The organism is Paludibacillus litoralis, assembly GCF_037646705.1.
Classification (GTDB): domain Bacteria; phylum Pseudomonadota; class Alphaproteobacteria; order Rhodobacterales; family Rhodobacteraceae; genus Pikeienuella; species Pikeienuella litoralis.
This window is the reverse complement of record NZ_JBBHER010000002.1, coordinates 119,709-143,775: the sequence shown is the minus strand read 5'-3', so window position 1 is coordinate 143,775 and position 24,067 is coordinate 119,709. Positions and strand designations below refer to the sequence as shown.

The following is a 24,067-nucleotide window of genomic DNA, read 5'->3' as shown; positions in this document are numbered from 1 at the left end:
GGCGCGCGCCCGCCGAAGCGGTGCGTTTCGCGACCGGACCGAGCCGGACTCAATCGTCGCGGTAGACTTTCTCCCTCCGCTCGTGGCGCTCCTGCGCTTCGAGGCTCAGGGTCGCGATCGGCCGCGCATCCAGCCGTTTGAGGCTGATCGGAACGCCGCTGTCCTCGCAATACCCGTAGGTGCCCTCCTCGATACGCCGCAACGCGGCGTCGATCTTGCCGATCAGCTTGCGCTGGCGGTCGCGGGTTCTCAACTCCAGCGCGCGGTCCGTCTCCTCCGAGGCGCGATCTGCGATATCAGGGATGTTGCGCGCGACTTCGCGCATGTCGCGCACGGTTCCGCGGCTCTCGTCGTAAATCGACTCCTTCCACTTCTTGAGCTTGCGACGGAAATATTCCTTGTGCCGCTCACACATGAACGGCTCGTCCTCCGACGGGAAATAGTCAGAGGCAAGTTTGACATGCTTGTTCATGGTTCCATCGTCCCCAACACATACACGGCGAAATGGCGCCGCTCAGGTCTCGCGGGCGCGTTATAGGGTGAATTCGCCGAGAATGTCACCCAAAACTCTCCCCCCGGTAAATCAATTTTCCTTCAACGCTGCGAGGCGTTAGAACCCCTCCCTGAGACAGGAAGGAATCAGAAGTGCGATTCGACGGAACCAGAGACTACGTCGCCACCGGCGACCTCACCGTGGCGGTGAACGCCGCGATCACGCTTGAGCGGCCGCTTCTCGTGAAGGGCGAGCCGGGCACCGGCAAGACCGAGCTGGCGCGACAGATCGCGAAGGCGCTCGACCTGCCCTTGCTGGAATGGAATGTGAAATCGACCACCCGCGCGCAGCAGGGGCTTTATGAATATGACGCCGTCAGCCGGCTCCGCGACAGCCAGCTCGGCGACGACCGCGTCGGCGACGTCGCCAACTACATCCGCAAGGGAAAGCTCTGGGAGGCGTTCGAAGCCGACGGCAAGGTCGTTCTCCTGATCGACGAGATCGACAAGGCCGATATCGAGTTTCCGAACGATCTTCTTCAGGAGCTCGACCGGATGGAGTTCTTCGTCTACGAGACCGGAGAGACCATTCGCGCGAAGCAGCGCCCGATCGTCATCATCACCTCGAACAACGAGAAGGAGCTTCCGGACGCGTTCCTGCGCCGCTGCTTCTTCCACTACATCCGCTTCCCCGACGCCGACGTGATGCAGGAGATCGTCGACGTTCATTACCCCGGCATCAAGAAAAGCCTGGTCCACGCCGCGCTGACGCAGTTCTACGAGCTTCGCGAGACGCCCGGCCTGAAGAAGAAGCCCTCGACCTCGGAGGCGCTGGACTGGCTTCGCCTGCTGATGGCGGAGGAGCTGTCCGCCGCCGACCTGAAAGGCGACTCGACCGACGCCCTCCCCCGGCTTCACGGCGCCTTGCTGAAAAACGAGCAGGACGTTCATCTGCTCGAGAGGCTGGCGTTCATGAACCGGAGACGCCAGAACCAATAGCGTGGAATGGAGCGGCCGGCGCTCGCGTCGCCGGCCCGGGCGCCCCCGTTCCGCAAGACGCCCCTCCATTCGGCGAAGGCGCCTCCACGTCGAGCAGAGCGCCATGCGCGACGCCGAACCGAAACAACCTTCGGGCGCAAAAGTTGAAACACCGGGCTTTTCCGTTGGTCGGGCGGGGATACCGCATTGTGCATCAAGAACATATAAAGGTATGTTTCTTTCAAACCAGAAAACGGGGAGGTTTCATGCGTAGTCTTGTGTATGCGGCGGCGCTATCCATATGCGCCGGCGCCGCCCAATCGGCGACGTTCGAGCCGCTGACGCCAGGCCCGCTTGGAATCAATTCCGGAACGCAAATCAGAGGCGGCGTAACGGTTCTTGATCCGACGCGTCAGGAGCGCTTCAACACCGTTTCGACCGGCGCCCAGAACGCCGAGCGGACGCTCCTGGACGGCGCATTCAAGAACCGGGCCAGTCTCGCGACCGGCGAGGTGGGCGCGTTTCTGGGCGTCACCCCCAGCACGAGTTTCGCCGGCGCGTCGACCGATGCGGTTCTCTTCGACGTCCTGAGCTTCGATTTCGGGGGCGCGACAAGCGGAAACATCAGCTACGCGGTCGACTATGACGGCGTCCTCTCCAACACCGATGACGGAGCGGGTTCCGACAACCTCGTCGCGGGGTCCACCTCGATCAGAATATTCGACGTGACCGACCTCGCTTCGGCCTTCCTGGTGTTTGGTCAGGTGGGGAGCCTCGGCAATCTCGTCGCTCCGAATTCGATCGGAGAGTACGATTTCGACCTGGACGAGTTCGTTTTCGAGAATCTCGTCTCGAGCACCAGCGGCGGCCTCGCCGTGGTTGGGGCCGGGCTCGAGGACGATGTCGCGAGCGGCGATTTCGGGATCGGCGGCGCGGATCGTTTCATCGTCGATGGAAGCGGCGCCGCGACCCCGTTCGAAGGCGTCCTCACGGACACCTTCTTCGCCGAGGAAGGCCGCACATATGCGCTTTCCCTCTCGTCATCCGTGTTCACCAGCGGCGATCAGCCGAGCATCGGCGACCTGTTCTCGACGTCGGCGCTCTCATTTTCCGCCGATCCGGGCGCGACGATCTTCAGCGCATCCGGCATGCTGCCCGGGACGGCCGCCGCGCCAGGCGTCGGCGCGGTGCCGCTGCCCGCCTCGGGGGTTCTTCTTCTCGGCGCGCTTGCGCTCCTTTCGGGAGGCTTGGTCAAGCGTCGCAGGGAAGCCGCGTAGATCGCAGAACGGTGTGACCGGCCGGACGGGGCGCGCTCCCGAAGAACGAATGGACTCTTCACCTTCGGGAGCCGCCGGGCTCCCTGAGCCGGAGAACCTCGACCTGACAGGCCGCGCCTGATGGAGGCTCTGCTCGGTCCGCTGCAATACGCGATTCTGCCGGTCTTCGCCTTTCCGGCGCTCGGCTTCGTTCTGGGGCTGCGCGGCGCGTTCAGCCGGACGGCGGCGGAGGGGACGAACACCTTCGTCGTCAGCGTCGCGGTTCCCTGTCTCCTCTTCCGGCTGATCGCCCTCGCCGATCTCTCGAAGATCGACTGGCCGGTTCTCATCGCCTATGAGGGCAGCCTGATCGCGCTCTACGCGCTCGGCTATCTCATCTGCCGCCACGTCTTTCGGCTCGCGCCGCTGGAGGCGCTGCTGGTCGGCATGACCGGCGCCTTTCCGAACCACGTCTTCTTCATCCTTCCCATCGTCGAGACGCTCTACGGCCAGGGCGCCACGCTTCCGGTGGCGACGACGGTCGTGTTCGACACGATGATCATCTTCGCCGGGACGATCATGATTCTGGAGGCGATGACCGGCGGCGCCGGGCCGCTGGCGACGCTGGGCTCGATCCTGAAGAACCCGCTGATCATGGCGATCTTCGGCGGCTTCGCGGTGAACTGGGCGGGGATCGGGCTTCATGACGGGCTCGAGCGCTTTCTCGCCCTCGCCGGCGCCGCCGCCGCGCCGGGCTCGCTCTTCGCGCTCGGCGTCATCCTCTCCGGCGCCGATCTGCGCCGCGTCGGCGGGCCCGCATGGTCGGCGACCATCCTCAAGACCTTCGTCCACCCGCTCTGCGCGCTCGCGCTTTTCGGGACGGTCGTTCCGGTCTCGCCCGAATGGGAGGACCCGGCGCGCCTCGTCTTCGCCGCGCCCTGCGGCGCGATGGCCTTCATCCTCGGCCTCCGCTACGGAGTTCCGGTGGACAGCGTCGCGAAGGCGGTTATTCTCTCCACCGTGCTGTCCGTCTTCACCGTCTCGCTGCTCGCCTGAGGTCCCATGCTCAAGATCCGCCCGCTCGAAGCCGCCGATCACGCCGAATGGCGCAGACTCTGGACGCTCTATCTGGAGTTTTACGAGACGAGCGTTTCCGAGGAGGTCTATGAGACGTTCTGGCGGCGCCTGCTCGGCGACGACCCGCAGGATTTCCACGGCCTGATCGCGGAGAAGGACGGGCGCGCGGTCGGGCTCACCCATTACCTTTATCATCGTCATGGCTGGAAAGTGGAGAATGTCTGTTATCTGCAGGATCTCTATGTCGAGCCGGACACCCGCGGGACCGGCGCCGGCCGGGCGTTGATCGAAGCGGTGTACGCGGCCGCGGACACGGCCGGCTGCCCCTCGGTCTATTGGCTGACGCAGGAGTTCAACCATACGGCGCGGAAGCTTTACGACCGGATCGGCGCGCTGACGCCGTTCATCAAATATCAGCGCTGATCCCGCCTTGAGCGCGGGCTTTGCGGCGATGAGTCTCCCCTCCCGCCGCGGAACAGCCCTTGCCGAAGCCGCCCGGATCGGTCAGGGCTGACGCGCACCGAGTTCAGGAAGGACCATGTTTCCGTGCTTGCATTGATTTCATTCGTCGGCGGCCTGATTTTCGGCTGGAGCCGCGCCAGGCGCCGTGGCGGCGGGATCGCCGATCGGGCGCAATACGCCATCGGCCACGGAATCCTGTTCGGGCTGATCGGGCTGGCGGTGGCGATCCTGATCGTCAGGCTCCGCCTTTTTGGCTCGGCCTGAATCAGATAGGCTGCCGCCATGTTCAACCGTTTCTTTCTCTCACTCCGCGACGCGAAGGTGCCGGTTTCGCTCCGTGAGTATCTCATGCTGCTGGAGGCGCTCGACAAGGGCGTCGCCATGTATGACGTCGAGGCGTTCTATTACCTCGCCCGCGCCGCGCTGGTGAAGGATGAGCGCCATATCGACCGCTTCGATCAGGTGTTCGCGACCTGCTTCAAGGGGCTGGAGGGCGCCAATCTCGCCGAGGCGGTGGCCGAGGTCGATCTGCCCGAGGAATGGTTGCGAAAGCTCGCCGAGAAGCATCTGAGCCCCGAGGAGATGGCGGAGATCGAAAGCCTCGGCGGCTGGGACAAGCTGATGGAGACGCTGCGCCAGCGCCTCGCCGAGCAGGAGAAGCGCCACCAGGGCGGCTCGAAATGGATCGGGACCGCGGGCACCTCGCCGTTCGGGGCCTATGGCTACAACCCCGAAGGGGTCCGGATCGGCCAGAAGGAGAGCCGCCACCGGCGGGCGGTGAAGGTCTGGGACAAGCGGGAATACCGCAATCTCGACGACACGGTGGAGATCGGCACCCGCAACATCAAGATCGCGCTCCGGCGCCTGCGCCGCTGGGCGCGGGACGGGGCGGAGGAGGAGCTGGACCTCGACGGCACGATCCGGGCGACGGCGGAGCACGGCTATCTGGACGTGAAGACCCGGCCCGAGCGGCGGAACGCGGTGAAGGTGCTGCTCTTTCTCGACAATGGCGGCTCGATGGACGGCCATGTGAAGATCGTGGAGGAGCTGTTTTCCGCGGCCTCGTCGGAATTCAAGCACATGGAGCATTTCTACTTCCACAACTGCCTCTATGAGGGCGTCTGGAAGGACAACCGCCGGCGCTGGGAGCAGCAGACCCCGACCTGGGAGGCGCTGCGGACATACGGGCCGGATTACCGCGTGGTCTTCGTCGGCGACGCGGCGATGAGCCCCTATGAGATCGTGCAGCCCGGCGGCGCGGTCGAGCACTGGAACCCGGAATCGGGCGAGACCTGGCTCCGCCGCGCGCTCGATCACTGGCCGAACAGCGTCTGGATCAACCCGACGCCGGAGAAGCACTGGCGCTACACCCATTCGACGCAGATCATCCACGAGATCTTCGGCGGGCGGATGTATCCGATGACGCTTCGGGGGATCGAGTCCGCGATGCGGGAGCTGACGCGCTGACCACCCGCCTCTGGGCGCGCGGCGTGCGTTATCGCACGCGATAAGGGGGTCAACCCATTGATTTATATAGATTCCCCGTGCGTTACGTTTTTTGACGCGCGCCAGAAGGCCCTCCGGCGGCGGCGCGGAGGGGGGGGTTGCGGTCGCCGCGCCCCCCGATATCGCGCGCCGGATTTGGCGTGTGGACAGGGCCGGCGTTCTGGTTGGAGAGGTGTGGGGCGTTGTGGCCCTAGCGTCGGGTTCAGGCGTGTTCGCAAGCCGCGTTGGTCGGCTTGGGATGTAGGGTGGCTAGTGCCGCGAGTGCGGTCCGTGGCTGCGAAGAGCGGAGATTGGTTGTTCGCTGCGCCTCGCACGAATGTAAGCAATACGCAGAAATAACCCCTCACAAATGATCAGTACAATTAATTAATTAATGAGGTACTTAGATTGAACAGCCATCGAATGAAGAATTCATTTTGACTTTATAACTTTCAAAACAGAACTTTTTTGTCTACATTATCTCGAATCTCTGGCTCAGAGGCGGACGGAAACAGGTATTTTTCCAGCTTCGATTTCGATTCCACCGATATAACATCACCATAATTTTTCAATATATTCATATAGAATGATCGCACATCTTTATCGCTAATAATCCAGTTCACTTGAGAGTTTAAATCTAAGCTCTCCGAAAGGTCTTCGACTTGTGATTTCGAGAAATCACTATATGCTGAAAGTGATGCAATTACCGAATGCGTCGTTGCAAATGATTCACTACTGGAAAGACGCTCAATAAGCCTATTAACCTCAACATCACCAGTAAGATTGATGTGCGGAAATTTTACCTTTAAGAAATCGGACAGTGACTTAAAAAACTCTATGCGTGACTTTTTCTTCTCTTTCCATTCATCTGATAGAAATGAATTTATATTATTATTATCTATAGGAGAGCAATAATCTCCGTCACCAGAAATAAATATTAAATCCTCCCCATCCGGAACCCCCTTTAACATACTCTCCCAATTCAACTCATCTCCAAGAGTAACCTTTTTCTTTCCCGGAGGGTTTCCCATACGAAATCTTTTTAATGCAGAATGATACGTGTTATCATCCAACTCTATATTATTTGATTTATCGAGAAGATCTTTAATTACCGAATCCGCTGCAAGTGATGACCTTTGCACATCATCCATCGCCTTAGAATATAACTCCGAGTGCCTTTTATTGGCATCATTCATTAGACTTCTGATCTCCTTGTATTGACCGTACTGCTTACAAAATGCAGGAAAAGAAACCTTAAAATTTACCCTCTTAAACTCTCTCATTGATTCACTTACTTTTCCGTCTCTATTTCTTTTAATTTCTTCTCTAAGCTGATTACAGGAGAATAAAATCATCTCTTTTTTCTCAAGAAGGTCGACTAACTTATTAAGTTCCTCAATATCTCCTCCACTTAAATGATAAAAATCTAGAAAAATATTTGCGTCTATGAACAGGTTCATTTCGAATACCACCAACTTTATCCCATATGAACAATACGATCATATTCACATCGGCTCAACCACCTAGTGTGCAGAACCAGTAATCATAATGTGGGACAAATGGCCGCTTCTATCTGCTTTCAAGGCTTCTCTGCTCTCGGTTCGATGAACGATTATAGCCCGCAAGCAAACCCCGCAAACGGCGGCCCCGTCTCGATAGCCGCCCTCTGCGCGCCGCCGCCCTCCCCGCGCCGCGCTCAGCCGATCCCGTCGCCGCCCGAACGCTCACCTACTTGCCCCCGATCCATCAGGATGTGATCGAGGAGGACGCAGGCCATCATCGCCTCGCCGACCGGGACGGCGCGGATGCCGACGCAGGGGTCGTGGCGGCCGCGGGTCCGGATCTCGGTCTCTTCGCCCGCCTTGTCCACCGTGGCGCGGGGGGCCATGATCGAGGAGGTCGGTTTCACCGCGAAGCGGGCGACCACGTCCTGCCCGGTGGAGATGCCGCCGAGAACGCCGCCGGCGTTGTTGGAGGTGAAGACCGGGCCGTCGGCGCCGGCGCGCATCTCGTCGGCGTTCTCCTCGCCGGTGAGTTCGGCCGCGCCCATGCCGGCGCCGATCTCGACGCCTTTCACCGCGTTGATCGACATCATCGCCGCGGCGAGATCCTGATCCAGCTTGGCGTAGATCGGGGCGCCGAGCCCGGCGGGAACGCCGGAGGCGGTGATCTCGATCACGGCGCCGATGGAGGAGCCGGATTTGCGGATCCCGTCGAGATACTCGGCCCAGAGCGCGGCGGCCTTCGCGTCTCCGGTCCAGAACGGATTGCGCTCGACCTCGGCCCAGTCCCAGCCCTCGCGGCTGGCGGCGTGGGCGCCCATCCGGACCATGGCGCCGCGGATGCGAAGATCGGGGAGGAGCGATTTCAGCGCCGCGCGGGCGACGCCGCCGGCGGCGACGCGGGCCGCGGTCTCGCGCGCCGAAGCGCGCCCGCCGCCGCGGGGGTCGCGGACCCCGTATTTCACCCAGTAGGTGTAGTCGGCGTGGCCGGGGCGGAACTTGTCCTCGATCTCGGAATAGTCCTTCGAGCGCTGATCGGTGTTGCGGATCATCAGCTGGATCGGGGTTCCGGTGGTCACGCCTTCATAGACGCCGGAGAGGATCTCGACCTCGTCGGGCTCGCGGCGCTGGGTGGTGTACTTGTTCTGGCCGGGTTTCCGGCGGTCGAGCCAGTGCTGGAGCATTCCCGGCTCGAGGCGGATGCGGGGCGGGCAGCCGTCCACCACCGCGCCGAGCGCGGGGCCGTGGCTTTCGCCCCAGGTGGTGACGCGGAAAAGGCGGCCGAAGGTGTTGAAGGACATGGCGGAGCGCTCCTTTCCCACGGGGATGTAGCGGAGCGGCGAAGCGAAGGAAAGCGGCTCAGCCGGCGACCATCGCCTCGGCGCGGGTGAGATCGACGGAGACGAGCTGGCTCACGCCCTGCTCGGCCATGGTGACGCCGAAGAGCCGGTCCATCCGGCTCATGGTCACGGCGTGGTGGGTGATGACGAGAAAGCGGGTTTCGGTCAGCTCGGTCATCTCGTCGAGCAGGTCGCAGAAGCGGGTGACGTTGGAATCGTCGAGCGGGGCGTCCACCTCGTCGAGCACGCAGATCGGCGAGGGATTGGCGAGGAAGACGGCGAAGATCAGGCTGAGCGCGGTCAGCGTCTGCTCGCCGCCCGAGAGGAGCGAGAGCGTGGAGAGCTTCTTGCCCGGCGGCATGCACATGATCTCGAGCCCGGCCTCCAGCGGATCGTCGCTCTCGACCAGCACCAGCCGCGCCTCGCCGCCGCCGAAGAGATGCTGGAAGAGCGTGCCGAAATTCTCGTTCACCTCGTTGAAGGCGTTGAGGAGCCGCTGGCGGCCTTCGCCGTTCAGCTCGCCGATCGCATGGCGGAGACGGGCGATGGCGGCTTCGAGATCGGCCTTCTCGGCGGTGAGGGCGGCGTGCTCCTCCTCGGCGGCGGCGGCGTCCTCCTCGGCCCGGAGATTGACCGCGCCGAGCCCGTCGCGCTGGCGGCGGAGGCGGGCGATCTCGAGCTCCATCGCCTCGGCGTCCGGCAGGGCCTCCGCCGGGCCGATCCGGGAGAGGAGCGCCTCGGGCGCCACGTTCAGCTCCTCGTGGATGCGGGCGACGCTTTCAACGAGCCGCTCGGCGGCGGCCTCGCTCCGCGTCTCGGCGCGGGCGCGGGCCTCGCGGGCGGCGGAGGCGGCGCGCTCGGCCTCGCGGGCGGCGGTCTCGGCGGTGCGGGCGGCGGTCTCGGCTTCGGCCAGCGCGTCGGCGGCGGCCTTGCTCCGGGTCTCGGCGCGGCGGATCTCCTCGGCGAGCGCCTCGCGCCGCCCGGCGAGCTCGCCCGGGATCGCGGCGGCGGCGGCGCGCGCGGCCTCGGCCTCGGCGGCGCGGGATTCGAGATCGGCGATGCGCCGGGCCGCGCTCTCGCGCCGGGCGCGCCAGCTCGCGCGCTCCTTCACGGCCTCCGCGAGGCGGGCTTCGCGGGTCTCGCCGGCGCGGCGGAGATCGTCGGCGGCGCCTCTGGCGGCCATCATCTCGGCGCGCGCGGCGCCGAGGGTGAGCTTCGCGGCCTCCGCCGCGTCCCGCGCCGCGTTCGGGTCGGCGACGGCGGCGCCGGCCTCGATCGCTTCGGCCTCGGCGGCTTCTGCGGCGCGGAGATCTTCGGCGCGGCGGGCCCGGGTGGCGGCCAGCGCCTCGCTCCGGCCGGTCGCCATGTCGAGATCGGCCTCGGCTCTCGCGGCGGCGCGGGCGGTCTCGGCGGCGGCCTGATCGGCGGCGCGGCGGGCGGCGCGGCGGGCCTGATCCTCGGCGGCGGCGGCGTCGAGCCGGGCCTTCGCCTCGGCGTGGGCGGCGGCGGCCTTTTCGGCGGCCTGGGCGGCCTTCGCTTCGGCGGCGCGCATCTCGGCGAGCTGGTTGCGCCGGCGGAGCCGCTCGGCCGCGGCGGAGGGCGCGTCCGCCGCCAGCGCGCGGTAGCCGTCCCAGCGCCAGAGATCGCCCTCGACGCTGACCAGCCGCCAGCCGGGGCCGAGGCCGGCCTGCATCGCCGGCGCGGCCTCGCGGGGGGCGATGGCGGTGCGGGCGAGCCGGCGGGCGAGCGCGGGGGGCGCCTCGACATGAGGGCCGAGCGGCTCCGCGCCCTCGGGCGGGGCGCCGGCGGGCCCGAGGGCGGGAAGCTCGGCCCAGCCGGAGCCGGAGTCCGCCATCGGGGCCTTCAGATCGTCGCCGAGCGCGGCGCCGAGCGCGGCCTCGAAGCCGGGCGCGACCGAGATCCGGTCGAGAAGCGCGCCCTTCGCGCCCTCGCTCCGCGCCAGCAGCCGCTCCAGCGCCGTCGCCTCGGCGCGAAGCGCGGCGAGCTCGCCCGCGGCGGCGGAGGCGGCGGCGCGGCTCTCTCCCTCAAGGGTCTGGGCGTCGGCGCGGGCGGCCTCCGCCGCGCCGAGCGCGGCCTCCGCCGCCGCCGCCGCCGCCGCCGCGGCTTCGGCGGCGCGGGCCGTCGTCTCCCGGCGCGCGCCGGCCTCGGCGAGGCGCGCGCCATGCGCGGCGGCCTCGGCCTCGGCCTCGCCGGCGGCGCGCCGGGCGCGGGCGGTGGCGGCCCCGGCCTCGGCGACGCGGCGGCGCGCGGCCTCGGCCGCGGCGGCGAGGCGGGCGGCCTCGGCGGTCAGCCGGTCGGCCTCCTCCTCCGCGATCCGCAGGCGCTCTCCGGCGGCCCGCGCCTCGTCCGCCGCCGCGGCCGCGGCCTCGTCATGGCCGGCGCGGGCCGCGATCAGGCTCTCCTCCTCCGCCGCCAGCCGGTCGATGACGGCGGCGGCGTCGGTCTGCAATTGGGCCTCGCGCTCGCGGTCGGCGGCGATCTGCGCGACGCTGGCGGCGAGACGCTCGAGCGCGGCCTCGGCCTCGGCGGCGCGCTCGGCGAGGCGGTCGCGCTCGACATGGAGGCGCTGGAGGATGGCGGCGGCGGTCATCTCCTCGTCGCGGGCCGGGGAGATGGCGGCGGCGGCGGCGTCGCGGGCGGCGCCGGCGGCGCGCGCGGCGCGCTCGGCCCGGCCCGCCTCCCCCGCGGCTTCGGCGAGCGCGCGCTCGGCGGCGACGCGGGCGGCGTCCGCCTCGCGCCAGCGGAGGAAGAGGAAGCCGGCCTCGGCCCGGCGCAGCGCCGCGGCGACCTCCCGGTAGCGGGCGGCCTGGCGCGCCTGACGCGCGAGAGAGGCGATCTGGGCCGCGAGCTGATCGATCACGTCGCCGACGCGGGCGAGATTGGCTTCGGCGGCGCTGAGCTTCAGCTCGGCCTCGTGGCGGCGCTGGTAGAGCCCGCCGATGCCGGCGGCGTCCTCCAGAATCACCCGGCGCTGGGTCGGCTTCGCGTTGATCAGATCGGAGATCTGCCCCTGCCGGACCAGCGCCGGCGAATGCGCGCCGGTGGCGGCGTCGGCGAAGAGCATGCGGATGTCGCGGGCGCGGACGTCGTCGCCGTTGGCCTTGAAGGCGCTGCCGGCGTCGCGGGTGATCCGGCGGATCACGTCCAGGGTCTCGTGGCGGTTGAAGGCGGCGGGGGCGCGGTGGGCCGAATTGTCGATCGTGAGCGCGACTTCGGCGAAATTTCGCGCCGGACGGGAGGAGGCGCCGCCGAAGATCACGTCCTCCATGCCGGCGCCGCGCATGGCTTTCGCGGAGGTCTCGCCCATCACCCAGCGGAGCGCTTCGAGGAGATTGGACTTGCCGCAGCCGTTCGGCCCGACGACGCCGGTGAGGCCGGGCTCGATCCGGAGCTCCGTCGGATCGACGAAGCTCTTGAAGCCATGCAACCGGAGCTTGGTGAAGATCACCCGCAACCCCTCTCTCGCCACGCCCTATTCGGGTACGGGGCGACGGGGGCGAGGTCAAGCCGTTTGACGCTTGATCTGGCGGCCCTGCGCGGGCGCGGACCCAGATATGGCGCCTGATTCAGGCGAGCGGCCGCGCCTCCTCGACCAGCATGATCGGGATTCCGTCACGGATCGGGAAGGCGAGTCCGGCCGCGCGCGAGACCAGCTCGCCCGTCTCGCGGTCATAGTCGAGCGGCTTCTGCGTCACCGGGCAGACGAGGCTCTCCAGCATCTTCCGGTCGACGCTGGCCGGCGCGGAGCCGGCCTCGCGGCGGGGGGCGTCTTCGGTCATTGCAGCGCTCCGTCCTCTCCATGGCTGGCGATGGCGAACTCCATCAGCGCGATCAGGCTGGCGCGCCGGTCGCCGAGCATCTCGGCCTCCAGAAGCGCCTGTTTCTCCTCGCCCGAGAACGGGCAGAGCATCGCCAGGGAATTGACCAGCATCTCCTCGTCCGCCTCCTTCAGGCTGTCCCAGTCGGTCGAGAGGCCGGCGGCGGCGAAATAGCGCTTCAGAAGCGCGAGAAACGCCGGCCGGTCGAAGGCGTCGTCCCGCTCGCGCGGGCCGAGATCGCGCGCCCACGGGGTCCAGTCGGGGCGGACCCGGCGGTAAGGGGTGAAGCCCTCGATCTCCTCGACCGGGCTGAAACGGCAGATTCCGGCCAGAATGACCAGATAGCGGCCGTCCTCGGTCTCTGAAAAGCTGACGATCCGCCCGGCGCAGCCGACCGAGCGCAGCCCCGGCTCGCCGCGAAACTCGTCGACCGCGGCGTCATCGGGCTGAATCACGCCGAGGAGCCGCCGGTCGGTCTTCAACACGTCGTCGATCATCGCCAGATAGCGCGGTTCGAACACGTTGAGCGGCAACCGGCCGCGCGGCAGCAGCAGCGAGTCCGCCAGAGGAAACACCGGCAGCGCGTCGGGCAGATCCGCAAGGCCGAAATGGCGGGACATCAAGCCCTCATGCGAAGATCATCGAGGAGAGCCGCCGGCGGCCTTTCAGCGCCAGAGCGCTCTTTTCGCCGAGGCTGTCGAAAATCCGGAACAGCTGCGCCCTCGCGGCGCCGTCATCCCATTCGCGGTCGCGGCGGAACAGCTCCAGCAGCTCCTCGATCGCGCCCTCCTGATCGCCGGCGCCGAGAAGCGCCAGCGCGAGGTCGAAGCGGGCCTGATGATCGTCGGGATCCGCCGCCAGCTTCTCGCGGAGCGCGTCCGCCTCGCCGACGCCGGAGGTCTGCTCGGCGAGGTCGAGCTGGGCGCGGACCGCGGTGAGCGCGGGGTCGTCCCGGATCGCCTCGGGCGCGGCGTCGAGCGCGGCGCGGGCCTGATCCGCCCGCCCGGCGGCGGCGAAGGCGCCGGCGAGGCCGGCGTGGGCGCGCGCGTTTTCCGGCGCGGCCTCGACCACGGCGGCGAAGGTCTCGATCGCGTCGGCGACGGCGCCCTCGGCCAGCATCGCGTCGGCGGCGTCGAGCGCCTCGGCGAGGCTTTCGGCTTCGGACGCGCCGGCGCCGCCCTGGGCGGCCACGCGGTCGACGAAGGCCTTCAGCTCGGACGGGGGCAGCGCGCCCATGAACCCGTCGATCGGCTGGCCGTCGACGAAGGCGAACACCGCCGGGATCGACTGGACGCGAAGCTGCGCGGCGAATTGCGGGTTCTGGTCGATATCGACCTTGACCAGCTTCACCTTGCCGCCGGCGGCCTTCACCGCGCTCTCCAACGCGGGGCCGAGGGTCTTGCAGGGGCCGCACCATTCGGCGTGGAAGTCGACGATGACCGCGGCGCCCTTCGACGCCTCGATCACATCGGCCATGAAGCTGGCGTCGGTTCCGTCCTTGACCAGATCGCCGGCGGGGGCGGGCGCGGCGGCGCCAGATCCGAGATTGAGCATGTCCGCTTCTCCATAGGTTTGCCACGACATAGTGCGTGAGGGGGCGAAAGGACAATGCTTCAGCCGGTCTTTTCCTCCCGTGCGGCGGCCAGACGCTCCAGCGCGTCGAAATCCACCTCCTCCGCCTCGCGGCCGATCCGGGCGAGGAAGGCGCGAAATCCGGCGGCGGAGATGGCGAAGGTCGCCTTGTTGTGAAGCGGATGAAAGTTGAGCGGCTCCCGCGCCATCATGCCGGCGTCGAGGATCAGGCGCACCCGGCGCGCGGAATCGTTGATCAGCGCGAACGGCGTCACCGAGCCGGGCGCGACGCCGAGCGCCTCTTCGAGAAGCGGCGGCGGCGCGAAGCTCAACCGGCGCGCGCCGATGGCCTTTTCGAGATCGGCGATCCGGATCCGGCGATGGTCGAGGCAAGAGACCAGCGTGAGCGCGCCCTTGCGGTCCTTCAGGAACAGGTTCTTGGTGTGCGCGCCGGGGAGAGCGGCGATCTCGGCGCGGCTCTCCTCGACGGTGAAGAGCGGCTTGTGGCGATGCGCCCGGACGGCGATCCCGGCGTCGAGAAGGAGAGCGGCGAGCTTTTTCTCGCCGGCGGATTCGGCTGGGGTCGGCGCGGCTTCGGTCATGAGCTTCCTTTCGATGCGGCGATTGCGGGCTCAAGAGAAACGCGCGGAATCGCGCTTGCCAAGAGCCGACGAATCCTTATAACCCGCGTCTGTCTGATGACGCGGGCGTAGCTCAGGGGTAGAGCACAACCTTGCCAAGGTTGGGGTCGTGAGTTCGAATCTCATCGCCCGCTCCATTTTTGGAATCAGACCGCAAAAGGCCAGCCGGGCGATCCGGCTGGCCTTTTTGGTTTTGAAAACGCTTGCGCGCATCGCGGGAGGCGGCCGCATGAGCGGCATATCCGGCCTCGCCGCCCGGGATGCCCGGCCCCGGCCCGATTCGGGCGGAGGGGGCCGGGCGCGGCGCCGGCTCAGGCGCGCCTCAATCGACCAGTTCGTATCTCACCGTGGTGACGACGCGGATGCGTTTTCGCCGCTCGTTCCGCTCGGTGTAGTCGCCGTCGGCGGCGGAAATCTCGACCACGCCCTGATTGGCGCCGACGATCCGGCCGACGGCGGAGCCGCTGTCTTCGGCGAAGCGCCGCGCCGCGTCGCGCGCGTTTTTCGTCGCCTCCTCGATCATGTCGGGCTTGATCTCGTTCAGTCCGGTGAAGGTGTAGACCGGGCGGGCGGCGCTGTCGTAATCGCCGCCGCCGAGCAGGACGCCGCCATCCAGCAGTTCCGCCGTCCGCCCGCTCAGCGCCTCGATCACCCCGGCGTCGGCGGAGCGCATCCGCACCGCGCCGGCCGAGACGTAGCGCGCCTTCTCGACCTGGCCGCCGCCGGGCTGCTGCAGGAACGTCCGCTCGATCGAGAGCGTGAACGGCTCGACGCTCATCGCCTCCGGCGGAAGGCCGCCGTCGCGGCCAAGGGCCAGAACCGCGTCGCGCGCGCCGATCGCCTGTTCGATCGCCGCCTCGCGCGTCTCGCCGACGCCGCGAAACGGCGCGCGCCAGGTCGCCGCGTCCGCTTCGACCACCCGCTCCGCGAGCCCCTTCACGGTGACGACCCGCTCCGGCGCCCGCGCCTCGATCAACGCCGCGCCGAGAATCCACGCCCCCAGAGCGGCGCCGCCGCCAAGGCAAAGCCCCGCGAAGCCGAGCCCCGCGCCCACACGCCCATCCGCCATGTTCAGCTCCTCTCGTCCGCTCTTACGACGGACGGAACCCCATCCGTCGCGCGGATACGCGGCGCGCGCGTCAAGATTTCGCGCAATTGGGCCTGAACGGGCGGGAGCGAGGCGGCGCGCGCCGGAGCGCGCGCCGGTTTCATCGCGTCGTCAGACGCTCAAAGCGCCGCCGAAAGCGCCTGAATCGCGGCGACATAGGTGGACGGGATATAGCGTTCGTCATCCGCGACCGCCGCGTAGACCGCCTCCATCGTCGACGAGATCTTCTTGTAGGCCGCCGCGTCGATATAGCCGGCGACGCGCATCGCCTCGACGATCGAGCCCATCGCCATCGTCGCCTGCTCGGCGGTCTCGTAATCGGCGAAATAGCCCTTGGTTCCGCGCGCGATCAGCACGTCCATGACGCCGCGCATCTCCGCCGCGTCGATCTTCTTCGCCGCGAGCGCGTTCACCGCGGCGCGCGCGGTCGCCTTCGTCTTGGCCGCCGCCTCCAGCACCGCCTCGCGCGAGGTCTGGCTCGCCTTGTGAAGGGCGAGGATGTCGGCGCGCATCGCCTCGACCATGTCGGGCCCGGCCATGGTCAACGCGATCTCCAGCATCAGCATGTTGGCGTCGTTGAACTTCGGAACGCCCGGGGCGAGGCCGACGCCGGGACGCGGCGACCAGGCGGCGGGGAACGCCCCACTCGCATCCGGCAGCGCGTCCGACATCGGATGATGGCAGGCGTGGCAGTCGAAAAAGGCCAGTTCGGGGAAGAGCCCGCTCGGCGAATATTTCGGGTCGGTGAGCAGATCCATCCGCCGCTCGACCATCAGCGCCTGCCCGATCGCCCAGGTCCGGACCCCGTCGACCACTTTCTTGCGCTTGCGGTAATCGTCGTCGACGACGAAATGCGCCGGCTGGAAATCGGTGAAGCTGTCCATCTCGAAGCTGATCCGCGGATGGCCGGCGCCCATGATCTGATGGGTCGCGAAGCGGGTCTCGTCGCCGAGATGGCAGTCGAGGCACACGCCGGCGCGGACGATCGGGTCCTCCAGCGGCACGAGGCCGTTCTCGACGTTCCGCTCATGCGGCGATCCGCCGATATGGAGCCCCATCCATGGCGCGGCGCCCGCGCCGTGGCACGCCTCGCAGCCGACGCCGTCGGCCAGCACGAACTGGGGGCCGCGTTTCTCTTCGGGCACATTGTCGGCGTGGCAATCGAGGCAGATCTTGGCCTCATGCGCGTTCGGCAGGCCGAGATTGCGCGCGATCCTCTGCGAGCGCGGCTCCATCAGCACTTTATAGGCGGTGGCGTGGCTGTCGTATTTCTGCCAGGTGACGTATTCGTTCAGGAGAACCGGCGATGAGGACGACGCGACCTGCCCATGGCACCCGCTGGAGCCGCAGCTTTTCACTCCGAGATGCACGTCCTGAGCGGCGGCGGGAGGCGCCAGCCACCCGAACCCCATCATTAAGGCAGCTATCGCGCCAAGCCTCACCATCGTTCCCTCCTTCGTCGCAATTGGCCGGGTGACAAGCCCCTACACCCCAAGCCGCTTTCGTGTGACGATACGGGTTGCGCGCCGATACGCCAAACTCGAATATGGCCGCAAAGTGGAAAAAGGACGCAAATTCCGCGATGGAGACGCCAGAATCGCCGGTTGACGCATGCGTTCGGACGCTGGTGGAGGCGCGCGCGCTCAGCCCGGAGGACGCCGCGCGCGCCCGGAAAGCCGCGCGCGGCGGGGAATCCGCGCTCGCGGCGGCCTGCCGTCTCGGCCTGATTCCCGCCTCCAGGGCGGCGGCGGCGGCGGCGGAGGCGCTCGACCTTCCGCTCATGAGCGACGATGCGGTCGCGGCGCTGCCCGGGCCGCCCGACGCGGGAGCCCCGCAGCGCGGGTTCGTCGCCGCGCATCAGCTGGCGCTGGCCCCGACGGAGGACGGCGGCCTCGTCGCGGCGCTCGCGGATCCGTTCGACGACCATCTCCGCCGCGCGATCTCGATGGCGACGGACCGGCCGGTCGCGTTCAAGGTGGCGACGGCGGCCGGGATCGCCGCCTGGCGCGCCGCGCGGCTCGCCCCGCGCCCGAGCGCCGCCCCCGCCGACGCGGCGCCGGCGGCGGCGGGCGCGGCGGTCGAGGCGATCGACGCGCTGCTCGAGACCGCGGCGCGGCTCGGCGCCTCCGACCTTCATCTGGAGCCGGCGGGCGAGGGGGGCGCGGGGCGGGCGCGGGCGCGCGTCGACGGCGCGATGCGGGTGATCGGCGCGCTCGACGCCGCGACCTACCCCGCCGCGCTCGCCCGGGCCAAGGTGCTCGCCCGGCTCGACGTGGCGGAGCGGAGGCTGCCGCAGGACGGGCGGGCGCGGCTGACCCTGGCGGGGCGGCGCATCGACCTTCGGCTCTCCACCGCGCCGGCGATCGGCGGCGAGACGCTGGCGATCCGCCTTCTCGACCCGGAAGCGGCGCCGGGCGACCTCTCCCTCCTCGGCTTTCCGGCGGAATACGCCGATGTCGTCGCCGCGGCGAGCGCCGCCCCGCACGGGCTCTTCCTGCTCACCGGGCCGACCGGCGCCGGCAAGACGACGACGCTCCACGCCGCGCTCTCCGGCCTCAACAGCGCGGAGCGCAAGATCATGACGGTGGAGGACCCGGTCGAATACGCGCTGCCGGGCGTGGTGCAGATGCAGGTTCGCCCCGAGATCGGCTTCGATTTCGCGCGCGCGCAGCGGGCGATGCTGCGCCACAATCCGGACGTGATGATGGTGGGCGAGATCCGCGACCGGGAGAGCGCGTCGATCGCGGTTCAGGCGGCGCTGACCGGGCATCTCGTGCTCTCCACGGTTCACGCCAATTCCGCCGCCGGGGCGGCGATCCGGCTTCTGGATCTCGGGGTCGAGCCCTTTCTCCTCGCGGCGGCGCTGATCGGCGCGGGCGCGCAGCGGCTCGCGCGGCGGCTCTGCCCCGATTGCGCCGAGCCGGTCGCGCCCGACCCCGCGGCGCTGGCCCGGATCGGCGCGCCGCCGGCCGGCGACTGGCGGCGCGCGCCGGGATGCGCGCGCTGCGGCGGAACCGGGGTCCGGGGCCGGGCGCCGGTGGCGGAGGCGTTTCTCGCCAGCCGGGCCTTCAGCGACGCGGCGCGCGGCCCCGCGCCGTCGGAGGCCGCGCTTTCGGCGCTGACCGGCGCGACCTCCCTGCGCCAGGCGGCGCTGACGCTGGCGGCGTCCGGGACCATCTCGCTCGAGGAAGCGCTCCGCGTCGCGCCGCCGCCCGCCGCATGAGCGCCGCGCTCTATCGATACCGGGCGACGGCGCCGGGGGGCGGGCGCCGCCGCGGGGTCCTGAACGCGGGCTCCGAAGCCGAGGCGGCGCTGATGCTGGAGCGGGCCGGCCTGACCGCGCTCTCGATCTCGCCGGGGCGCGCGCCCTCGCGGCCGCGCGCGCGGCTCCCGCACCGGGCCGCCGCCATGCGCCGGCTCGCCTCGCTGGCGGCGGCGCGGGCGCCGCTCGACCGGGCGCTGCGGCTCGCGGGCGGGACCGAGAGCGCGGGCGGGCTTTTCGCCGATCTCGCCATCGCCGTCGCCTCGGGGCGCCCGCTCTCCGAGGCGATGGCGGCCTGGCCCGCGGATTTCTCCGAAGCCGAGGTCGCGCTCATCGCCTCGGGCGAGACGTCGGGCGAGCTCGCGCGCGCGGCGGACGCCGCCGCGACGCTGGTGGAGCGCCGCGTCGCCGGGCGGGGCGCCGTCGCCTCCGCGCTGGCCTATCCCGCCTTCGTCCTGATCGCGGCGCTTCTGGCGCTCGCGGTGTTCGTCGGCTTCGCGCAACCCCGGTTCGAGGAGGTTCTCCGCGCGGCGGGCGCCGAGGTCTCCGGCGCGACGGCGTGGTTCTTCGCGGCCTCGCGGGCGCTTCGCGAATGGGGCGGCCCGCTGCTCGCTGGTCTCGGCGTCCTCGGCGTCGGCGCGCTGATCCTGTCCGGCGCGGAGGCCGGAAAGCGGCGGCTGGCGGGGGCCGCGCTCCGCGCGCCGCTGATCGGCCCGCTGATCCGGGACCGCGCGCTCGAATCCTACGCCGGCGCGCTCGGCGCGATGCTGGAGGGCGGCGCGCCGCTGCCGGACGCCGCGCGCCTCGCCGCGCGCACGCTCGGCGCGCCGCGGCTGGAGGCGGCGGGCGCGGCGGCGGCGCGCATGGTGACCGAAGGGCGCCCCTTCTCCGCCGCGCTGGCCGAGAGCGGGCGCTTCCCCGAGACCTTCGTCGCCTTCGCCGAGATCGGCGAGGAGACCGGCGCCCTCGCCCCGCTGATGACCAGCGCCGCGCGCCATTTCGGCCAGGAGGCGGAAAGCCGGGCCCGGCGGCTCTCCGCCGTCGCCGCCCCGGCCGCGACCGCGATCCTCGGGCTGTTGATCGGCGTCGGCGCATACCTGATGATGACCGCCGTGCTCGACGTCTACGACGCCGCCCTCTGAGGATCGCCCGGATGCGCTTTTTCCCTCTCGCCCTTCGCCGCCGCCCGCGCCGCGCCCGCCGCCGGAGGGACGCCGAGGCCGGCTATTCGCTGATGGAGATCCTGATCGGCCTCGCGATCATCGCGCTTCTGGTCGGCGTCGCCGGGCCGCGCGTCTTCGCGCTTTTTGAACGCGGCAAGGAGAAGGTCGCGGTGATCCAGATGGAGCAGATCCAGGCCGGCCTCGATCTCTACCGGCTCGACATGCGCCGCTATCCCAGCACCGAGGAGGGCCTGCCGGCGCTGATGTCCCGGCCGGCGGTGGGCGCGGAGCGCTGGTCCGGGCCCTATCTCGACAAGGCGTCCGGCCTGATCGACCCCTGGGGCGCGCCCTATCGATATGTGCTGACCGGAGCCGGGGCTTATGAATTGAGCAGCTATGGCGCCGACAACGCGCCGGGGGGCGATGGCGAAAACCGCGACATCAAGGCTGAATGACCCCGAGCGCGGGGCGGCGCTGCTCGAAGCGGCGCTGGCGCTCGGCCTCGTCGCGTTCATCGCGGCGGCGGGGCTCTCCGCGTTCAGCGGGGCCGCCCGCACCGGCGCGGCGGCCGAGGCGCGGCTTCTCGCCCTCGCCGACGCGTCGAGCGCGCTGGAGCGGGCGTCGGCGCCGACATTCCTCGCCGAGGCCCTCCTCGCCGGCGGCGCGGAGCTGAGCGGCGACGGCTGGCGCGTCGAGGCCGCGCCCTACGCCAACGAGGGGGCCGAAGAGGGGATGGAGGACGGCCCGCTGGCGCTGATCCGCCTCACCGCCAGCGCCGGGCCGCCCGAGGCGCCCCTGGTCACGCTCACAACGCTGCGGAGCCTGCCGCGATGAGGCCGGCGGAGCGCGGCGCGGCGCTTCTGGAGGTGCTGATCGCCGTCGCGCTCACCGCGCTGCTGGCCGGGGCGGCGGGCGGGATCGTCCGGTTCGGGCTCGGCGCGCTCGAGCGCGCGGGCGCCGCGTCGGACCGGGGCGCGGAGGCGCTGGCGCTCCGGCGCGAGATTTTTGAGATGCTGGCGCGGATCGACCGGGAGACGCCGGAGGCGGCCGCGATCTCGGGCGACGCGGACGCCGCGACATGGCGGGGCGTCGTCCCCGGAGCGGACGGCGAATGGCGGAGCGGAATCTGGCGCCTCTCCGGGCGCGGGCTCGCCCTCGAACGGTGCGAGACGCTGCGCGGCCCCTGCGCGCCCGACCCGGCGGCGCGAAAGAGAGAGGCCGCCGCCCGCTTCTCCTATGGCGACGGCGCCGGGGGCTGGCGGGACGACTGGCCGGCCGGCGGCGCGCCGGAGCTGATCCGGCTGCGCTTCGGCGCCGGCGCGCCCCTGGACGAGATCGTCGTCGCGCCCCGCGTGCGCGGAGCCGCCAGATGAGGCGCGAGCGCGGCGCGGCGTTTCTGATCGCGCTCGGCGCGCTGGCGCTGATCTCGGCCCTCGCGGCGGCGGCGCTGTCGCTCGCCTCGGGGCCGGCGACGCGCGCGGCGGCGGCGGTGGAGCAGGCGGCGGCGACCCGGGCGGCGGAGGCGGCGCTTCACCGGCTTTTCGCCGCGGCGGCGAGCGCGGAGTTCAGGGCGGCGGCGCCCCTGGACGGCGCGGTGATCTCCACGACGTTTTTCGGCGCGCGAATCGATTTTTCCGCGCAGGACGCCGGCGGGCTGGTCGATCTCAACGCGGCGCCGGCGGCGGTTCTCCACCGGCTGCTGACGCTGACCGGCGCGCGCGGCGCCGACGCCGACGCCATCGCCCGCGCATGGGTCGGCGCGCGGAGCGCGCGCGCGGGGCGCGCCGGCTTTCCGACCCCCGAAGCCGCCGTCGCGGCGCTGCCCCCCCGGCTTCGCCCGGCGGCGGAGGCGGCGATCGGCCATGCGACCACCTGGTCGGGGCGGGCCGCGGTCGACCCATGGGTCGCCACCGCGCCCGCGCTCGCGGCCTCGGCCGATCTGACGCTGGCGGAGGCGCAGGCCTTCGTCGCCCGCCGCGCGCTGGAGGGGCGCGCGACGCCGCCGCCGCCGGGCGCCGATCTCGACGGGCTCGCGGCGTCGGACGGGCGGGTGGCGCGGCTCACCGTCCGGGCCGAGACCGAGGGCGGCGGGCGCGCCGCGCTGAGCGCGGTCGTCCGCGTGACCGAATCGCCCCGCGCCCCGGTCGCCATTCTCGCCTGGCGATAGCGCGGCCCCGCCCGATCCACCATGGACAGAGCCGTCGCCCCGCCTATCATGGCCGCCGCCGCGACAGGACGACGCCGCGGAGCAAGACGGAGCGAGCGAAAGAAAGGCGACGCATGGGCGGGCCCGAGCGGATCGGCGACTTTTTCATCTGGATCGGCGAGACCATGGCGGCGTTTCGCCCCGCCCGCGCGCCGCGCCGCGCGCTTGGCGTCGCGGGGGAGGAGGCGCTGCTCTATCGATTTGAAGCCGGACGCTACGCCCCGCTTCGCCCCGCCCGCGCGGGCGACGCCGCGCCGCTGCTTCTCTCATCGGAGCAAGCCTTCGCGATGCGGCTGATCATCGACGCCGAGGCGGCCGCGCATGGGGCGGGCCCGGCCCGGCTGGAGGCCGCGCGCCGCTCCCCCTTCCCGCTCGCGGAGGCCGACTGGGCGCTCAGCCGCGCGCCGGAGGCCTGGGTCGAGGGGGCGCCCTGGCGATTCGCCGCCGCGCCGAAGCGCCGGCTCGAGTCGCTCCGCGCGACGCTTCGCGCCGCCGGCGCCCGGCCCGGCCCGGCGTTCACCCTGCTCGAAGGCGCGCCGCTTCGGCTCGCCCCCGGCGGGCCGCGCGCGCCCCGCGCCCCGATCTGGGCCGGCGCCGGCGCCGCGCTCGCCGTCGCCGCGGCGCTGCTTTCGACCTCGCTCGGCGCGACCCGGATCGAAGCCGCGGCCGAGGCGCGGCTCGCCGCCGCCGGAGCGCTGCTGGACGCCGCCGAAGCCGAGGCCGCCGCCGCCAGCGGGCTCCGCGACGCGAAAACCGCCCCGATCCGCGCCGCGGCGGCGGCGAAGGCGCTCCTCGCCGCGCATCCGCCGGCGGCGGCCGCGCTCGCCGGCCTCTCCGCCGCGACGCCGGACGCCGCGCACGCCGTCCGCGTCTCGATCCGCCCGGCCCGCGTCGTGGGGGAGTTCATCGCGCCCGACGCCGCCCAGCTCGCCGCCCAGCTCGCCGCCGCGCCCGGTTTCAAAGCCGCGCGGCTCCAGGGCGCCGCCCGCGCCGAGGCGAGCGGGCTCCAGCGCGCGACGATCGAGCTGACGCTCGCGCCCGAGTTACGATGAGCGCCGCGCCCCCCTGGCGCCGGCGCGCGCCCACCAGCGCCGGCGCGCGGCTCGCGGCGCTCGGCGCGCTCGGGATCGGGTTGCTCTTTCTCGCGGTCTTCGTCGCGCGCCCGCTCGTCGAGCGGGTGGACGCGGCCCGGGAGCGCGCGGCGCGGCTCGATCTTCGCGCCGGCGCGCTCATCGCCGCCGCGCAGGCGCGAAAGGCCGAGGCCGGGCTGGCGGAGACCGATCGGGCCGCGCTCGCCGCCGCGACCGAATGGCTCGCCCGGAACGCGCCGATCCAGGACGAGGGCGCGGCGACGCTCGAGCTTCTCTCCTCGCTTCGGCTGCTCGCCGACGCGGCGGGCGTCGAGCTGAGCTCGGCCGCGCCCCTCGACGCCGGCCGCGCGGATGGCGGCTTTTTCGCCGGCGACGCCCCCGCCGCGCCGCATGTCGCGGCGGCGGAGGCGCGGATCGCGGCCGACCACGCGGGCCTCGCCCGGTTTCTCATGGCGATCGAGGCGGCGCGCCCGCCGCTTCGCGCCGCCGCGCTCGACATCACGGCGAGAAGCGCCGCGCCGGTCGATGAAGACGCGCGCCTCACCGTCAGCGTGATCGTCGGCGCGCTCTCGCGCCCCAGGGCCGGGGACTGA

The 24,067-nt window shown here is 70.2% G+C and carries 24 protein-coding genes and 1 tRNA gene; 15 read left to right on the top strand and 10 right to left on the bottom strand.

Annotated elements, in window-relative coordinates; translation table 11 throughout:
- Positions 1-49: 49 nt before the first annotated feature.
- The gene (gene dksA / locus WG921_RS01785; protein ID WP_340107482.1) at positions 50-472 is read right to left on the bottom strand and encodes an RNA polymerase-binding protein DksA; all 423 of its coding nucleotides are present in this window, start codon (positions 470-472) and stop codon (positions 50-52) included.
- Between the two features lie 173 nt (positions 473-645).
- On the opposite strand from dksA, the gene WG921_RS01780 reads away from it, so the two are divergent.
- The 6 genes from WG921_RS01780 to WG921_RS01755 all read left to right on the top strand — a co-directional run bounded on the left by WG921_RS01780 (position 646) and on the right by WG921_RS01755 (position 5,732).
- A complete protein-coding gene (locus WG921_RS01780) occupies positions 646-1,491 on the top strand; it encodes an AAA family ATPase (protein ID WP_340107481.1) in 846 nt (281 codons plus the stop codon).
- A gap of 245 nt (positions 1,492-1,736) precedes the next feature.
- The gene (locus WG921_RS01775; protein WP_340107480.1) at positions 1,737-2,747 is read left to right on the top strand and encodes a hypothetical protein; all 1,011 of its coding nucleotides are present in this window, start codon (positions 1,737-1,739) and stop codon (positions 2,745-2,747) included.
- 120 nt (positions 2,748-2,867) lie between these two features.
- Positions 2,868-3,782 carry an AEC family transporter gene (locus tag WG921_RS01770; protein ID WP_340107479.1) on the top strand — a complete coding sequence of 305 codons (915 nt, stop codon included), beginning with the start codon at positions 2,868-2,870 and terminating at the stop codon, positions 3,780-3,782.
- Between the two features lie 6 nt (positions 3,783-3,788).
- Positions 3,789-4,226, top strand: a complete 438-nt coding sequence (locus tag WG921_RS01765; RefSeq protein ID WP_340107478.1) for a GNAT family N-acetyltransferase — start codon at positions 3,789-3,791, stop codon at positions 4,224-4,226.
- Between the two features lie 123 nt (positions 4,227-4,349).
- A complete protein-coding gene (locus WG921_RS01760; RefSeq protein ID WP_340107477.1) occupies positions 4,350-4,529 on the top strand; it encodes a hypothetical protein in 180 nt (59 codons plus the stop codon).
- An 18-nt stretch (positions 4,530-4,547) separates the two neighbouring features.
- On the top strand, positions 4,548-5,732 hold the full coding sequence (locus WG921_RS01755) for a vWA domain-containing protein (protein ID WP_340107476.1): 1,185 nt from the start codon (positions 4,548-4,550) through the stop codon (positions 5,730-5,732).
- A 470-nt stretch (positions 5,733-6,202) separates the two neighbouring features.
- Here WG921_RS01755 and WG921_RS01750 read toward each other — a convergent pair whose 3' ends face one another.
- From WG921_RS01750 to WG921_RS01720, 7 genes are all read right to left on the bottom strand, one after another.
- Positions 6,203-7,222 (bottom strand): PIN domain-containing protein, encoded by a 1,020-nt coding sequence (locus WG921_RS01750; protein WP_340107475.1) that lies wholly within the window; start codon positions 7,220-7,222, stop codon positions 6,203-6,205.
- Positions 7,223-7,446: 224 nt separating this feature from the next.
- Positions 7,447-8,553 (bottom strand): chorismate synthase, encoded by a 1,107-nt coding sequence (aroC, locus tag WG921_RS01745; protein ID WP_340107474.1) that lies wholly within the window; start codon positions 8,551-8,553, stop codon positions 7,447-7,449.
- Between the two features lie 58 nt (positions 8,554-8,611).
- Positions 8,612-12,061 (bottom strand): chromosome segregation SMC family protein, encoded by a 3,450-nt coding sequence (locus WG921_RS01740; protein WP_340107473.1) that lies wholly within the window; start codon positions 12,059-12,061, stop codon positions 8,612-8,614.
- A 118-nt stretch (positions 12,062-12,179) separates the two neighbouring features.
- Positions 12,180-12,392: a Trm112 family protein gene (locus tag WG921_RS01735; protein ID WP_340107472.1), complete on the bottom strand. Its 213-nt coding sequence runs from the start codon at positions 12,390-12,392 to the stop codon at positions 12,180-12,182.
- Complete coding sequence (locus WG921_RS01730) at positions 12,389-13,051, bottom strand: LON peptidase substrate-binding domain-containing protein (protein WP_340107471.1); 663 nt, start codon at positions 13,049-13,051, stop codon at positions 12,389-12,391. Before WG921_RS01730 ends, WG921_RS01735 begins: the two co-directional genes overlap by 4 nt.
- A 7-nt stretch (positions 13,052-13,058) precedes the next feature.
- Positions 13,059-13,985: a tetratricopeptide repeat protein gene (locus WG921_RS01725; protein WP_340107470.1), complete on the bottom strand. Its 927-nt coding sequence runs from the start codon at positions 13,983-13,985 to the stop codon at positions 13,059-13,061.
- A gap of 59 nt (positions 13,986-14,044) precedes the next feature.
- Positions 14,045-14,605, bottom strand: coding sequence for a prolyl-tRNA synthetase associated domain-containing protein (locus tag WG921_RS01720; protein WP_340107469.1), 561 nt, complete (start codon positions 14,603-14,605; stop codon positions 14,045-14,047).
- Between the two features lie 101 nt (positions 14,606-14,706).
- Here WG921_RS01720 and WG921_RS01715 point away from each other — a divergent pair.
- Positions 14,707-14,781 (top strand) — tRNA-Gly (locus WG921_RS01715).
- Between the two features lie 185 nt (positions 14,782-14,966).
- Here WG921_RS01715 and WG921_RS01710 read toward each other — a convergent pair.
- On the bottom strand, positions 14,967-15,713 hold the full coding sequence (locus tag WG921_RS01710; RefSeq protein WP_340107468.1) for an SIMPL domain-containing protein: 747 nt from the start codon (positions 15,711-15,713) through the stop codon (positions 14,967-14,969).
- 158 nt (positions 15,714-15,871) lie between these two features.
- A complete protein-coding gene (locus tag WG921_RS01705) occupies positions 15,872-17,197 on the bottom strand; it encodes a multiheme c-type cytochrome (protein WP_340107467.1) in 1,326 nt (441 codons plus the stop codon).
- Positions 17,198-17,334: 137 nt separating this feature from the next.
- On the opposite strand from WG921_RS01705, the gene WG921_RS01700 reads away from it, so the two are divergent.
- From WG921_RS01700 to WG921_RS01665, 8 genes are all read left to right on the top strand, one after another.
- Entirely contained in the window at positions 17,335-18,975 is a 1,641-nt protein-coding gene (locus tag WG921_RS01700; protein ID WP_340107466.1) for a GspE/PulE family protein, read from the top strand.
- Entirely contained in the window at positions 18,972-20,156 is a 1,185-nt protein-coding gene (locus WG921_RS01695; protein WP_340107465.1) for a type II secretion system F family protein, read from the top strand. The genes WG921_RS01700 and WG921_RS01695 overlap by 4 nt, the downstream gene beginning before the upstream one ends.
- An 11-nt stretch (positions 20,157-20,167) precedes the next feature.
- Positions 20,168-20,632, top strand: coding sequence for a type II secretion system major pseudopilin GspG (gene gspG / locus WG921_RS01690; RefSeq protein WP_340107464.1), 465 nt, complete (start codon positions 20,168-20,170; stop codon positions 20,630-20,632).
- The gene (locus WG921_RS01685; RefSeq protein ID WP_340107463.1) at positions 20,601-21,011 is read left to right on the top strand and encodes a hypothetical protein; all 411 of its coding nucleotides are present in this window, start codon (positions 20,601-20,603) and stop codon (positions 21,009-21,011) included. Before gspG ends, WG921_RS01685 begins: the two co-directional genes overlap by 32 nt.
- Complete coding sequence (locus WG921_RS01680) at positions 21,008-21,550, top strand: hypothetical protein (protein WP_340107462.1); 543 nt, start codon at positions 21,008-21,010, stop codon at positions 21,548-21,550. The genes WG921_RS01685 and WG921_RS01680 overlap by 4 nt, the downstream gene beginning before the upstream one ends.
- The gene (locus WG921_RS01675; RefSeq protein WP_340107461.1) at positions 21,547-22,344 is read left to right on the top strand and encodes a hypothetical protein; all 798 of its coding nucleotides are present in this window, start codon (positions 21,547-21,549) and stop codon (positions 22,342-22,344) included. Before WG921_RS01680 ends, WG921_RS01675 begins: the two co-directional genes overlap by 4 nt.
- 113 nt (positions 22,345-22,457) lie before the next feature.
- Positions 22,458-23,435 carry a hypothetical protein gene (locus WG921_RS01670; RefSeq protein WP_340107460.1) on the top strand — a complete coding sequence of 326 codons (978 nt, stop codon included), beginning with the start codon at positions 22,458-22,460 and terminating at the stop codon, positions 23,433-23,435.
- Positions 23,432-24,067, top strand: coding sequence for a hypothetical protein (locus WG921_RS01665; protein WP_340107459.1), 636 nt, complete (start codon positions 23,432-23,434; stop codon positions 24,065-24,067). Before WG921_RS01670 ends, WG921_RS01665 begins: the two co-directional genes overlap by 4 nt.